This is a genomic window from Vagococcus intermedius (genome assembly GCF_029144185.1).
In the GTDB taxonomy this organism is placed as follows: Bacteria; Bacillota; Bacilli; order Lactobacillales; family Vagococcaceae; genus Vagococcus_D; species Vagococcus_D intermedius.
This window is the reverse complement of the sequence record NZ_CP110232.1, coordinates 1,054,371-1,068,746: the sequence shown is the minus strand read 5'-3', so window position 1 is coordinate 1,068,746 and position 14,376 is coordinate 1,054,371. Positions and strand designations below refer to the sequence as shown.

Genomic DNA, 14,376 nt, shown 5'->3' with positions numbered 1-14,376 from the left:
CTTTTGATTATATTTTCATATCGATAGAAAGGCTATAGCCTTATAGCCATAGCCTAGAGACTATCATTTTCAAAAAGATATTTTTTATTTAAAATTGTATTTCTAGTTTCAATTAATAAATTAGTCGGATCATTAACGTCAACAAACTGGATATAGAGTGTAAATGTGAAGGCATCGCCTTTGACATGGGAGCCAAATTGTAACCCAGTCTCACGATATGCCATCATTTCCTCCGTTAATGGGTATAAAACAATCACTGTTTGTACCTGATATTGATGAGCATACGCAAACATTTGATACATGTCTGCTTGCGAAATCCCATAATTTTTCCTAGGATTATTTAATAATTTTTTCCATTTAGCATCTAAAACAGCGACAGGTTGTTTCTGATTATCGTAAACAACAATATCTGGACGCAACTTAAAATGATCTGGATCATCAAATAGTCTGTATTTACTTTCTTGACTCTTTATTGCTAAGTGATCGCGGATAATTAATTTTTCGAGCTCTTTACTCACAAATGATTCAAATAATTTCTCCATAGGAAAAAGAACAGCTTTTACACCAGTCTCGCCATTAAAAGAAGCAAACCCTTTTTCTTCTAAAAAAACGCGTGCCATCCCCAAGGCCTTTTTATAATGAGAATTTTGGCGATTATAGCAAATTGCTTGAAAATCTGCTTTATAATTTTGTGACTCTTGAATTTTGTCGAAAACAGCTAAAAATTGCTTGATTTTAATTTTATTTTTCCGACTAGTTGTAAGGGATAATAAGTAGTTTAAAGAACTTTTAAGTAATTTATTTTCACTAATATTGCCACTATACTCTTCGGTTTCCACAAAAAAACGTTCTTTGCGACTATGGTTATATCTAATTTGCTCTGTCACTAACAATTTCCCTTTGAAAAATTTTTGATTTTCTACACTTTGTAAATATGTACGGATTAAACCACGTTTAATAATAGGCGACACAACTTGTAAATAACTCATTATGTAAATTTCTAGTAACGGCATCTCTTCTGCTGAATTATTCGCTTGATTAAAAATTTGATGCGGAATATCAGCCATTGAATTGAGCATTCTTATCAAACATTTTTTGGTTTCTTCAATACCCGAAGTTCCATGGATTTTCGGTAGAATCTCTATTTGGAAGTTGGGCGATAGTTGAATTGTCCCCACAAAATTTTGAGCTTGAACAACTTTCCCCACGCCTCTTCTTGTCGTTAATTTGAAAAATGGCATGTCGCTAGTTAAATTCTGATTTTCCAAAATAAAATGCTCTAGCTCATCAAAATAACGTGCGTCAATATAATGATAATTCCTTTGGATAGGTAAGTCCTTATTAGGGCTGATATAGTGAAATTCTTGAACGCTTAAACATGTCATCTTTTTTCACTTCCTTACAATATCCCACGATATGCTTCTATTTTACTTAATGCTGTTTTCTGAGTTTTATAACTCACTTCATCAAAAATATCAACAGTCCCTTTAAATAAGCTATCCAACATGACTTGCTCATTACGAATAAATTGACAGTCTGGAGATTTCGCATTATCACCTAAAATATATTGGATTTTTTCATAATCATCATAAAAATATTCTTGTAACAAGGGTAAGATGGAAAATTCAAAAATTTTGGCTAAACGATCTAAACTAGGATTACTTTTTAAAGACATAAAATAGGCTTGTCCTATTAAATGATCACGATCATATAATACTTCAATCCGCTTATTCATAACCTCTAGTAATTCAGAAATCATAATCCCTTCGACAGAAATACCTGCTAAAGCTTGATAATCTGGCATCATTTCAAAGAATGTAAACCTACGTCTCAATGCAGTATCGATTAAAGCAATTGATTTGTCAGATGTATTCATTGTCCCAACAATATAAATATTGTCAGGGATTGAAAAGGTTTCTTGTGAATACGGTAAAATCACTTGTTTTTCTTCCGGCTGACCTTCTCGTTTAGATTCTTCTATTAAGGTAATCATCTCTCCGAATATTTTTGCTAAATTCCCACGGTTAATCTCATCAATAATAAATACCATAGGCAATTTTTTTTGACGTGCTTCATCACAAAAGGTTTTGAAAATACCCGAAGCTAATTCATACTCTAGTTCCTTTTGGTTCGCATTCTCTTGATTTAACACAGGTTTTATTCCTTCGACAAATTCCTCATAACCGTAAGCTTGATGGAATGTTGTAAACAGGATGCGTTTCTCGGCTACTAATTTTTGATAACGAGCCAATACTTTGGTGTAGGCTTCAGCTTGAATTAATTCTAAGGGCTGATTTTCTATAATTGCTACTGCATGATTAACCGTATGATAGGTTTTCCCTGTACCTGGTGGTCCATATAAAATAGTATTTTTAGAATACAACGTGGTATTTTTTTGTCCTGTTCCTGTAAACATATCCTGTAATTCAAAAGCTGTAACAGGAATCCTCAATTGATTACGTACTTCTGTTAAATAATGATAATGAGTTGATCCAAATGGACACTGTCTTTGTAAAAACGAAATAATATTATCTAGCGTTAATGCCTCAGATGTCAATTCTCTGACATAATCAATTGTGGTAAATTGATCCGATTCTTCGGGAATGTTATTATTTGGCCATAATTTGACCGTATTAGCCACAGTTTGTAAATAACGACCATAACTTGAAAACAAAATTCCTTTTAAGTATGGGTTTTTAAGAGTCTCTTTATCTGTCGCTAAGTTTAACTGCTCAAAAGTCTTGCTCAAATCTTGGTCTTGATCAATCTGACTCTGGCTGATAGCGAGTAAGGTAAGCAATGAATTCCAAAATAATTTATCTTTGTCATTATTTATTTTAATACTACTAAAAATTCTGGCTAAAAAAGCTTTATCTTGTTTTAGCAATTCAGTAAATTCGGTCTTAGATAACGATCCAATTGTTTTAACCTTGGATGTTCCTTTATTTTCAATCTCGCATAAAGCATTCGTTAGATAATCATGAAATGGTAATAAACTGGCGACTGTATCTTTTAAAATGTCAACAGGATTATCCGACTTCAAAAGGGACTCTTTTTCGATAATCGAAACTAGTTCCACTAATTGGTTTTCTTTAAACACTAACTCACTTAAACTTAAATCGCGAGTCAAAGAACTATCTGGCAACTTAAAGTAGAAGTTTTCAGCTAAATTAGAAAAATTTTCCTCAAAATAGTTTCTCATAACACCAGATGATTGTTTGATGATTTGATCTTTTAATTTTTTATTCAATATCTCTAAAGCAACTTCAAAAAATATTTTATTATCATTGCTTAAAATAGCATTAATTTTAATAGCTACTGCTGGTAAAATTTGAGAACCTTTTAATAATAAATCAGTTTGTAATTGTGAACTGAATAGACCAGTTTCTCCCCAATCACTATTACTGCCAACCTCTAAACCATTAGCTTTAGCACAGTATTGGGCAATTTTATTCATTTTTTGTTGGGCATTTCTTCCTGCTAATTGCCCCTCATCTGGAAAATCTTGTTCAATTTGATAGGTTTGACCTCCAAAGGTTTCCAAAAAGAAGAATATATTGTTTAACTCTTGTTTCGACATACATCCTACCTCCAAAATAGCTATTTTTAAACTAACATCAGTTGTCAGTACCACACATTATAGCATGACTTTTTTTATCCTCACACTATTAAATAGACATTTTTTGAAGAAAAAGAGCAAAAAAAGAACTTATACAACAAAAAGTTGTATAAGTTCTTTTAAAAATAAGTTATTTTAAATTTTCTTTTTTTTCATAACGTGAATACATCACTAGTGCTACGATTGTAAAGAATGTAGGCCCAACTACTGACCAAATTGTTTCTGACAAGCGACCATTCATCGCTGGGTTAATGATTGTAAAAACATTCGCAAATCCTACTACAAAAGTTACCACATAAACTGCTATTTTTGTAGCAGTTTCCGTTTTATAAATTTCAAAAGGTTTATGTATTTCTTTTTTCTTTTTAAAACTAATAAACGCAATAGCGATAAACATGTATGGTAATGTCATTGAGACATTTGTCATTGCGATTAAAATATCGAAGAATGCTTTTGCGTTGTTACCACCAAATGAAACTAACGCCATAATCAAAATAACAATTGCTGCTTGAACACGCATGGCATTAACTGGCATACCCGCTTCATTTGTTACGGTCCATGACTTAGGCCATAAAGCTTTTGGTGTCCCTTCAATCAATTGTTTTAACGGTGAGAAGATTAAGGTAAAGAATCCACCGCTTAAAGCTAAGAACATTGAGATACCCATATAGCGACTGACCCAAGCACCAATTGTCATAGCCGTTGCCTCACTGACACCCATTGCTAAGCCCAATTGATACCCCATATTTTTCATCATAATATATGAGACGTTCCCCATATTCACTTCGACCCCATTCATTGCTGGGAAATCATTAAATGCGAACGTCCAATTTGTGAAAACTCCTGTCACAAAAATTCCAATTGCATATCCGACAGCAATAACAATTGCTGCCCAAATAATTCCTTTAGGGAAAGTTACTTCAGCATTTTCTGTCTCATCTACTACTCCTGCTACAGCCTCTAAGCCACCATAGGCAAAGATTGCGAATACTAAGAAGCTAAAGATCGAAATAATACTGCCGTATTCTGGATTTGGTGATGTCACCATAGCTGAAGCAGTAACTGGTTCAGCAAACTGCCCTTTGTTTAAAATTAAAATAATAAAACCGACGATAAATAACACAACATTAATTAAGGCGACTGCCGTTCCACCAACTGATGTTACTTTTTTTATTTTATCTAATCCTTTAGATGAAATAATAGTTAAGGTAATAATCCAAAGAATACCTAAAATACCAATAGTTTGAACACCATTCAAACCAAATAGACTCCAACTTTGTGTTTTATCATCACCGAAAATAGCATTTGATAATGGGATCCATATACCAATCCCCACATTGACCATCCAAATAATATAAGAAGCATACCACATAAAGGTAACAACAAAGGCGTATTTAGGCCCTACAGATGCTTCCATCCATGAAAAAATACCGCCCTTACTATCTTTAAAGGCTGCACCGTATTCAGATAACATAAATGCATACGGAATGAAGAAACAGACGGCTCCTAAAATATACCACAAGATTGATGCATACCCCATCAAGTAAAAGGCTTTAGTGATATTTGTAAAACCGAATACTGATGTAAAAATCATCAAAATAAGTGCTGATAGCCCCATTTTCTTTTTCGACATGAAATTCTCTCCTTCTTTCTCTATCTGTTGATTTTTATTACTTCTTCATTATAATTCGTAATATAAAAAAAATAAGCGAATAACTCTAAAAAATTAGCTAATCCTTATAATTATAATGTTCAGTTTGTTTTTTATCATCAAATTATTATTTAAAATTACGCCATTAAATTAATAGGCACCCTGTAAAAAGAATCATCGATATAAAAAATGATATAGCTATTGATAACAGTGAATTTAACTCCCCTTTTTTTAAAAATATTCCCTCAAAAATATATTAAGTTCTTCAATAAAAAAGCAATAGATAGATATGCAAATTAGATTTTTTTAATTTTGTAGAAACTTACTCTAATTTTAACCCCTTTTTAAAGCGCTATCCTTTTCCGTTAATTCGCTTTCATTTGTTTTTTTTTAGATGTTATTGTCAAATAACACTAACATTCTAAGAATAGTTTAATAAAAAACATTAGAATTCTACTACATTTATTTATTCTTCCTGAAACTTAACACTCACTATTATTATCTAAGATGTCAACTAATTAAAATATCTGTTATACTTTTGTTAAAAGAGAGGTGACTACTATGAATTTAAGTGACGTTCAAACAGTCTATTATTTGCTTCATCGTATGCAGCATAAACTAGACGTTGAAAAAAAAGTAGATTTTGAATTAATTGTCGATTATAATGGGCAACTAATTACAGCTGAGTTTTTAACTTTAAATAAGAATAAAAGTGCCATTATCAAGGAAAGCTTTGATTATGATTTTGATGTGGAAGAAACTATTATCAATACTGGCTTTCCCAATAAAGCAGCTCTTGAATGGGATAAAATTCAGTATGATTCGTTTATTTCGACAGATAAAGTATTTAAAAGACCCGATTTACTATTACAAAATCTTTTGAATTTTATAGCAACTTTAGAAAAAACTGAAGCAGATAACATGCCAATTACCAACGTGATTTCTAATGTGAATTATCTTGCTACTAATACATGGCTAGATTTTGCAGTATTGGATGATACTACCTATAAAATTATATCTTTAGTTGTTAATTAAATAAAAAGTATCGGTGAATTATCACCGATACTTTTTATTTATTATTTTTTACGTTTTATCGCTGCAATAATAATTGCAAGTGCTGCAATAGTACCTGCAACCAATCCTAACATTTTAGTAGTCTTATTAGACTCTTTTTTGTTTTTTTCTTGAGGATTAGTACTATCTGATTCCTCAGTTTTATTTACTTTAGGTGTATCATCTTTACTTACTTTCTTTTCAGTTTTACGTCCCAACTCCGGTGCTTCAATTTGTTTATTCTCTGCGGCTAGTTCTTTAAAATAATTAACAAACGTAGCGGTATCTGTATCCATTGCTGTAACAAGTTTACCTTTGGTAAAACTCTTAAATCCATCACCACCACCAAATAAAAAATCATTAATGATGATATTATATTTTTGATCATCCTTAATATCATTTCCATCCATATCAGTTAAAGAGGTTATCTCGAATTCATCCCCGACCCCTTGATAGGTCATTTTTAACCCTGCAATTTCTAAGAAATAATGTAATTTTCCATTTTTGTGCTGTTCATTTAGTGCTGATTTCAGATCTTTTCCTGTTATTTCTACAACTTGTAAGATATTCCCAAATGGTTGCACAGCTTGGATTGCTCCCCATGAGACATCTCCATTTTTTTGTACAATCAAATCTGCTCTAATCCCACCATCGTTAGTTAACGCAAAATCAGCTTGAACTGGTTTCCCATCTGCATCTTTAAGTTCACCTTTATTAGCCATTTCTAATTGAGCATCGGTGATTAAGTTACCTAGCACTGATTCGTTATGTGAGTTGTAATCTTTCGAAATAATCGCATCTCCCTCTTCATTTTTAGTCGTTGTAGCTAAGTCAGCTTCGACCACTTTTGCTTCTGTAATAGGTTTGATTAACTCATTGGCCTCATCTATAACGGCTTGAACCTCAGGATCGCGCTTGCCCTCTCCAACTTCTGTATTCGTTTTCACTTCAGCGCTTGGAGTTGTAATAAAATCTTGGGTTGAAGGGTCTAGTTCGCCCTTTAAATCAATATAGGCTTTCCCTTGAGAAGTACTTTGTACAACTCGAACATCGTTATTCTTCGCTTTTACAAGACCATTGGTAAACTGATGGTTATGTCCAGCGAAAATAACATCAATACTATTTTCTGGATCTAACTTGTCAACTTCTTTCATAACATCAACTACTTCACCTTCTACCTCACCCTTGTTGCTAGTTGCTGCAATATGAGACACTACTACAATAGCATTTACTCCATCTTCACGTAATTCTTTAGAGTATTTTGCGATAGTTTCTGCTTCATCCAACACTTCAAAATCTTTTGTATGTTCAGCCAATACTAAATTAGGAAATTCCGAAGTTATAATACCTAGATAAGCTACTTTAACTTCTTGTTCTCCTTCTCCGTAGGTTTTGATTGTATACGGATTAAAACCGTAAGGAATGTCACCTTTTTTTCCATGGTCTCCATCTGTTTTATTCTCAATGTTAGCGACAACAATTTCTTGGGTAGACGGAACTCTTGGGTAGGCTTCAAGAACATTCCATAAATCATCGTCCATATTTTCCCCAAAGTCTTCTCGTTTAGGCGCTTCACCATTTAAAATACGTTTAAATTCTTTTAGACCTTCATCAAATTCATGATTACCTAGGGTTCCAATAGAAAAATTCATAAGTTCAAAAGCTTTAATTGTAGGTTCGTCTTGTAATAAAGCTGAATTCGCTGGACTACCTCCTACTAAATCCCCACCTTGTAACCGAACAGAAACCCCATCTGGATATTTTTCTTTAAATTCTGATTCAGCTTCATTCAAATGAACAGCTAAATTTCCTAACCGCCCAACCCCTTCTTTGGGTTCACCTTCTATAAAAGCAGTCCCCACAGAATCAATTCCTCCATGAAAATCATTGACACCTAACATTTGAATCGGAATGGTGTTATTAGTTTCCGTTGCTTCCATCTTACTGCCAACCATTCCCAATGCTGTGCTACACAATGTTACCAATAATACTTTTTTTGAGACACTTTGCCATTTTCCCATTCAAACAAATCCCCTTTTAGTCATTATTTACAACAACATAATATTAACATTCGGAGTAAAAGTATTCAATACCTTTAGAAAGAAAGCGCAAACATTTTTTATTGAAACGTTTTAACTCTTTAATGTTCGGATTAAAGATATTGTTAACAAATAAAAAAAGTAGCGTAATAGCTACTTTTTAATAAATAAATTTTAACTTTTCGATTTGGAATAGTTCTATCAAAATTTTATTCGCTGTTTCGAATAAGAGTTTGTAATCTTGAATATGATCAGGTGTTTGAATAGTCAAGTCTTGGGATTTATAAATTAACTTATCGTATTCTTCGGTTAAAACAATTAATTTTTCCTTTTTTCTAAACTCTGTAAATTCATCCATCATATTAACTTTAAATTCTTGTTTAAACCCACTATATAAAGCTAAACTCATTACAACGGAGGAAACTGTCAACCCGTCCAATGTCATAGTACTCTCACCTATTTCAAGTTGGTAACTAGTACTCTTGACCGTGCCACAAGCATTACATCCACCATTTGTTAAGTCTACTGTGCTACTTAATACTACTTCTTCCATATCTAAAATCTCCTTTTTTCAATCCATTCTTTATTTTAACAAAAGAAGTTGATTGTGCAAAGAAAAACAAGGATTTATTATGTTATACCAACTATTTTTATTAAGGTGAATGAGTCGTATCATAAACATCTAGTTTGTATTCTTTGATAATCGAAATTAACTTATCACTGTAATCAGGATCTGTTGCATAGCCCCCATTTTGAATAGCTTTGGCAGCAGCTTGATAATCTTTAGCTGCGATAGCGGCCTGATAGGTTTGTCCTGTTAAGAAATAACTGTGATCTAAGATTGAGTCATCCAAAGAATCATAAATTTTAAATGCGGCTTCTTCCGTTTGCATCTTACCATCTTGAAATTCCTGGGTAGGTAGGACAACATGTTGATCATCCTCTGATGCTTTAATTCCAAATAAATTATTCGATTCTCTTGATAGCTGACTTCTCCCCCAATCCGACTCCAAAATAGCTTGCGCAATAATTATACTAGGAAACATTTGAAATTCCATACCATATTTTTTAGCAGGAACGGATATTTCATCAATAAACTCTGTTTTATACGGTTCTGTTTTAGCAATTTGGAATGTTGTTAAATGAGATATAGCCGTAGTAATTCCGCTAATCATTAAGAAACCAAGACTCCCGATCATACTTACAAGTAAAAAAACTTTTATTAATTTATTCAAAAAATTATGCTGAGACATTTCATCACTTCCATCTTTGCTTTGTTTAATTTTATTATCCTTAAAATTTAGATTGAAAGCAATAGTTCTCTATTTTTCACTTAGTCATTCAAGAATTCTTAAAGCTTATTTAATAAAGTTAAAGGTGGCTACTAATTTAGTAGCCACCTTTAACTTTATTTTTTAAACAATGAAACAGCTAGAGCCAATGCTTTTCCACCATAAACGGTCGACGGTCCACCGCCCATTAAAATAGCTACTTCGATAGTTTCTGATATTTCCTCTAGTGTCGCTCCCAAATTAATACAAGCTTTAACGTGAGATAAGATACATCCTTCACACCTAAGTGCGATTGCTATCCCTAATGCGATTAGCTCTTTACTTTTTATATCTAAAGCACCCTCTTTAATTGTCTGCTTTTTCAATTCATAAAACTTAGTCATAACTTCTGATGATGATTCGGTTAGCAACTTATAGTTATCGCTTAACTCTTGATACTGATCGTTATAATCTGTCATATCTGTCCCTCCTTAGTTTTATTCTTACGCCTTTATCTTACCTTACGTGCTACTTTTAACCAAATAAAAAGCTATCCCGTAGAGATAGCTTTTATATGTTTACAATTTAATTTTTAAAGCGTGTTTATTATGATACAGCATTTCTTCAAATTTTATCTTAGGATTGACTGCCACGATATCTTTAAATTCTGCTTCGGTTACAAAATCTGGTTGCCAAAATGTTTTTTTATTATTTGTTTGAATTGGCAAAATGTATAGTGCCTCATCTTCCAAGTGCCATTTGACTAAGTAACCAAATGGAAGAGCTTTATGCTTAGCATATTCGCCATTGCTATTAAAAATACCATTTCCGATACTATAAAGAACTGGTGTTTGGTTTATCATTTCCATCGGTTGAATTGTGTGTGGACCATGTCCGACAATCAAATCAACACCCGCATTTACAAGGGTCTCCGCAGCCGTACGCTGATTAGTGTCAATTTGTTTGAAATCGACACCCCAATGAGCGATTGTTACAATTTTGGCATGGGGATTCTTTTGGCGATAAGCTTTAATTTTATCAACCAGACGACCTGTTAAACAAGCTACTCCCGATTTAGTACTTTTAGCATAAAAATCATACATAGCATAGGCTGGTCTTCTGTACCAATAACCATTAAAAATGGCAATCTTTTGTTTTTTATGAGTTAATTCAACATAATCTGTTGCCTCTTCATTAGTTTTGCCTGCCCCAACGGTTAAAATCTTTTCTTTATTGAATAAATCTAAGGTTTCATCTAAGGCATCAGCTCCAAAATCCATGGCGTGATTAGTTGCTAAAGATACCATATCAACGTGACGGTTTTTTAATTCTGCCAAAGTTGGATCAGCATCTGCATCCAAAATAAACTCTTTGATTCCTTTTAAATTACCTTTAGTAGGATCAGCAAATACTGCTTCAAAATTAATAATATTAAACTCTTCCTGTGGCATTTCACGAGCTACTTTTTCAAAAGAATAGCTATAACCATGTTCCGTTAAGCCATCTGGAATACCGCGACGACTTCTCGCTCGAGTGTAATACTCTCCGAAATAAGTATCTCCCAAAATATTAATAATAGGTTGATTTAATTTGACTGATTTATCCTTAGTATGGGGTTTCTTTTTAAAAGAATAGGTCGTGATATAATCATCAACAAAAGCATCCGCATAGTGAGCACGGTCATTATTAATAAAACCAACATAAGAAATTTTGTTATTTTTATTAGTTAACACTAATCCATTTGTATTATCTTGCCCCCAATACATGACGGCTAATGTTTTACCAAACTTAGAAACCTGATTATTTCCATCCCTGACTGCCCCTTTGTAATAAACACTACTTGTATTTATTAAAGATAAATAATGATACGGGATTGTTCCAAAAGCTTCCCCCATAATAGCCAAGTCAGTTAAATACACTCGTTGAGCAAATTTACAGCGACGCCCTGAGATATTTTTAACTGCTAAGTCATTTAAACCTAACTCTGAAGCCACTTTACTTAAGGTCGCACTGGCTTTCTTATTAGAACCATAGACATGCTCGGCTAGTGTAATGATCGCATCTGGCGCATTTTTAGCTGTAGCCAATCGTAACAAGTCATATAATGACAGTTGTTGCCCTTTGGTCAGTCCAACTTTATCGGCGCTTGTTTGCTTAGAAAAATCTTTTGTTACGTCAATCATCGTATCAATCTTAAGTTTTTTACTAGCAATTTTTCTTAACACATCATAATACAAGACTAGATTTGCCATGCCATAAGTTGAAAAGTGTTTATTTTCTGTGACTTCTGTTGTAGACGTATAAGTAAATTCACCTAACCCTGATTTATAATAATCTAAATTCTTTATAAGAAAAGGCGTCATTAAGTGGATATCGCTATCCCGACGAGACCCTTTGACATAAATAATTGTTGCAGAATCAATTTCTTTAGCAATCGCTTCAGTCATATCTTTAAAAGTATTAAAATGCCCACCAAATAGTTTTTTTGGAATCTCTGTACCTAAAACATCAATTTCAGGGCCGTAAGTATATACTTTCGTAAAATTATCATTGATAATTTCAGGTAATAATTTTTTATGTCCCTCTTCTGAAAGTCCTCTTAGTCCGATAATTCTACCTAAAGCAACTATTTTTTTCGTCCCTTTATTACATTTATGTGCAGCAGCAAAATTTAAAAAGTTTTTCATCGACAGATACTGAGCGTTCTTTGTATCATCAATAATTGAGACCTGATGTTTCCCAGCTTCCGTTTTAGATAGTTGAAAGGTTTGAGAGGCCTCCACATCTTGAGCTAAAAAATCGATTAATTCTGGAGTGATAGTTTCTTCTAATAAACTTAATGCCGCGATACTCGCTGTCAAATTAGATAAATTCCCTCTATCCAATAAGGCAACATCAATTAAATAGTTTACCTGGTTAATTTTATCTTCAATTTTATAACGTGACTCTAATTCGTTCATGTAAACTTCTTTAATCTGAAAATCAGCTTCTTCATGGAATCCATAAGTATAAATGTTTGACGTGTATGTTTGAGTAGTTTTCAATAAGTAATCAAAATCAGTAATATCCCGACAAAGTAACATATTTCCTTCGTTTTTAAGTGCATAGGCGATGCGTGTCTTCAAATCAATTGTTCGATTGGCATCTAATCCACCTTGACCGAAACTAATTTCTGTAATAACCCCTAAATCAACAGCTACATCCTCCATAACCCCTGCATCAACTGGTCCATAGTTCAGCGCATTCATAGCAACTTCTACTACACTAAACTTAGCTTCTTCAACTTCATTTAAAACAGTGAGTTTCACTCCTGTTCTAGAATTATGATTACCTGCCGTTCGAGTCACACTATTATTTTGTTCCAAAGCATCAGCAATTAATTTAGTTGTCGTTGATTTCCCCACTGTTCCGCTAATAGCTACACGTTTAGCTTTTGATTTACTTGCATTATTTACGAAAAGGTCGTGCATCAATTTGTATGGATCTTCAACTATTAATTGTGGTAAATTAGTTTTTAGATCAGGGATCTTATGTTGAACAACCACTGCAGCTAAATCATTTTCATATTTTTTTAAAGTTTCATGAGTATCCTACCATTTAGCATAAACACCTGTGTTTTTAGTCCCTCTCAACCAGGTCTCTTTATCCATTGCAAAGAATAAAGTCTTCTTGTCTGTACGAATTTTATCATAGTCAATTGCAAAATGATCAACTAATACCTTTTCTTTGGGACGTCCATTATGCCAGGTACCTTCAACAAAATTATTTAATTCTAAAATATCCATTTCACTACTATCTCCTTTACCAACATTATATAGTTAACTGTTACTTACTTGTAACCATTACTTTTTATAATATGAGTATACGATAGATAATAACTAAAAATTTTATTTTTTATCTGTTTATTTAAGAATTTGGAAAATAAAAAAAGACCACTTATAGGTGGTCTTTTTTTATTCTGTTAACTGATTATTAAATTGAGAATTATCTTCCATTGGTAGATTGCCATCCATATTAGGGTTAGGTTGAGGTGAGTAACTATTCTCAACCTGCGACTCAACAGGTGGCATTAATGACGTTGATTCTTCCGTAGAGGTATTCAGGTTATTTTCTTGTTCAATATTTGAATTTGGTATACCAGTTGCTGGCGTATCTGCTGTATATTGCTCGATAATACTTGTTGGATCTGTTTCAGTATCATAATCATTATTTTTTTTAGATGTTTTTTCTTTGGGTAACGGTGGTTCATTTGTTCTAGATATTATTTTTTTATTTTTAGCATTTAAGACAATCGATTCTTCGAAAGGACCGAAGACATCAACCATGACTTCTGAGCCTTTTTGATACACTTCCGCATGACCTTCAACAGATTCCCCACTTGGATGGACAAAATTCAAATAATGAACCGTCTTCGTGCTAGTTTTTTGATCGTAATAAACATTGACACTCTCTAAATCAAAATTGATGTTACTAGCTAACAAGTAATACATTGCGTTATCTTTTCTCACTTTTCCATCTTCTTTTTTTTCATCACTCAGTGATTCTAAATCTATTTCCTTCTTTTCTTCAATAGCTGGCTTATTACTTTTCTCAATTAATTGTTTTTCTTCTTTCGTTTTATCGCCACAACCTGTCATAACAAACAGGCTAACTAATAGTAAACTTATCCATTTCTTCATACGGTCACTCCTTTATTTACTCTGATCTGGTTATATCATTAATATTATATAACTTCTATTAATT

General features: G+C 32.9%; 11 protein-coding genes. 1 reads left to right on the top strand and 10 read right to left on the bottom strand.

All coding sequences use genetic code 11. The annotated features are described in order from the left end of the window. Positions 1-53: 53 nt before the first annotated feature. From OL234_RS04930 to yjeM, 3 genes are all read right to left on the bottom strand, one after another. A complete protein-coding gene (locus OL234_RS04930) occupies positions 54-1,385 on the bottom strand; it encodes an McrC family protein (protein ID WP_275470043.1) in 1,332 nt (443 codons plus the stop codon). A gap of 14 nt (positions 1,386-1,399) precedes the next feature. Beyond that, on the bottom strand, positions 1,400-3,580 hold the full coding sequence (locus OL234_RS04925) for an McrB family protein (RefSeq protein WP_275470042.1): 2,181 nt from the start codon (positions 3,578-3,580) through the stop codon (positions 1,400-1,402). 169 nt (positions 3,581-3,749) lie between these two features. Then, positions 3,750-5,252, bottom strand: a complete 1,503-nt coding sequence (gene yjeM, locus OL234_RS04920) for a glutamate/gamma-aminobutyrate family transporter YjeM (RefSeq protein WP_275470041.1) — start codon at positions 5,250-5,252, stop codon at positions 3,750-3,752. Positions 5,253-5,822: 570 nt separating this feature from the next. Here yjeM and OL234_RS04915 point away from each other — a divergent pair. Continuing rightward, complete coding sequence (locus OL234_RS04915) at positions 5,823-6,305, top strand: hypothetical protein (protein WP_275470040.1); 483 nt, start codon at positions 5,823-5,825, stop codon at positions 6,303-6,305. Between the two features lie 41 nt (positions 6,306-6,346). On the opposite strand, the gene OL234_RS04910 is transcribed toward OL234_RS04915, so the two are convergent. The 7 genes from OL234_RS04910 to OL234_RS04880 all read right to left on the bottom strand — a co-directional run bounded on the left by OL234_RS04910 (position 6,347) and on the right by OL234_RS04880 (position 14,312). Then, complete coding sequence (locus OL234_RS04910; protein ID WP_275470039.1) at positions 6,347-8,344, bottom strand: bifunctional metallophosphatase/5'-nucleotidase; 1,998 nt, start codon at positions 8,342-8,344, stop codon at positions 6,347-6,349. A 178-nt stretch (positions 8,345-8,522) separates the two neighbouring features. Then, positions 8,523-8,915, bottom strand: coding sequence for a DUF4809 family protein (locus OL234_RS04905; protein WP_275470038.1), 393 nt, complete (start codon positions 8,913-8,915; stop codon positions 8,523-8,525). 100 nt (positions 8,916-9,015) lie between these two features. Next, on the bottom strand, positions 9,016-9,597 hold the full coding sequence (locus OL234_RS04900) for a glycoside hydrolase family 73 protein (RefSeq protein WP_275470037.1): 582 nt from the start codon (positions 9,595-9,597) through the stop codon (positions 9,016-9,018). Positions 9,598-9,770: 173 nt separating this feature from the next. After that, positions 9,771-10,112, bottom strand: a complete 342-nt coding sequence (locus tag OL234_RS04895) for a carboxymuconolactone decarboxylase family protein (RefSeq protein WP_275470036.1) — start codon at positions 10,110-10,112, stop codon at positions 9,771-9,773. Positions 10,113-10,211: 99 nt separating this feature from the next. Then, a complete protein-coding gene (locus OL234_RS04890) occupies positions 10,212-13,178 on the bottom strand; it encodes a CapA family protein (RefSeq protein ID WP_275470035.1) in 2,967 nt (988 codons plus the stop codon). Positions 13,179-13,223: 45 nt separating this feature from the next. Then, positions 13,224-13,418, bottom strand: coding sequence for a hypothetical protein (locus tag OL234_RS04885; protein ID WP_275470034.1), 195 nt, complete (start codon positions 13,416-13,418; stop codon positions 13,224-13,226). Between the two features lie 168 nt (positions 13,419-13,586). Beyond that, a complete protein-coding gene (locus tag OL234_RS04880; protein ID WP_275470033.1) occupies positions 13,587-14,312 on the bottom strand; it encodes a hypothetical protein in 726 nt (241 codons plus the stop codon). Between the last annotated feature and the right edge of the window lie 64 nt (positions 14,313-14,376).